This is a genomic window from Stenotrophomonas maltophilia group sp. Smal12, assembly GCF_037079935.1.
In the GTDB taxonomy this organism is placed as follows: Bacteria; Pseudomonadota; Gammaproteobacteria; order Xanthomonadales; family Xanthomonadaceae; genus Stenotrophomonas; species Stenotrophomonas sepilia.
On sequence record NZ_JBAWUK010000136.1, the window covers coordinates 1 to 512 of the forward strand.

At 67.8% G+C, this 512-nt stretch carries 1 protein-coding gene; it reads right to left on the bottom strand.

The features are described from left to right. Window positions 1-48: 48 nt before the first annotated feature. The coding region (locus WDC87_RS21945) for an amidohydrolase family protein (RefSeq protein ID WP_336331348.1) at window positions 49-512 on the bottom strand (464 nt) is incomplete at its 5' end.

Sequence of the window (512 nt, forward strand, 5' to 3'; positions counted from 1 at the left end):
CGGCGGCAGGCACGTGAACTGCGCGAGCGGATGGCGTTGTAGCTGCCGCTACAGCTCGGCACTGACCGGGCTGGTGATGAATCCCCACAGCAGGCGTGCCATCACTGCGGGCGAGCGTGCCTGCCTGCGTGCATAAGTCTGTAGCGCATCCAGCCGCGGGCGGTCATAGAGGTGGCCGGCCAGCAGCACGGCATGCACGCGGCGGGCATTGGCGATGTCGTGCAGCGGGTTGCCATCAAGCAGCACCAGGTCTGCGGCTTTGCCGACCTCGACGCTTCCATGCGATCCCTGCCGTTGCAGATGACGTGCGGCCTGCAGCGTAGCTGCGCGCAGCACGTCGGCCTGGCTCAGGCCGGCCTGTCGCAGCCACTGCAGTTCATCGTGGTAGCGGAAGCCGCCCAATCCGGTATCGGTGCCGACCAGCACGGTGACGCCGGCACGATGGGCCGCACCGGTGAGAGCCAGGCCATGCTCGAAGTAGGTCTTCAGTGCGTCTTGGCCGCGTCGGCCGG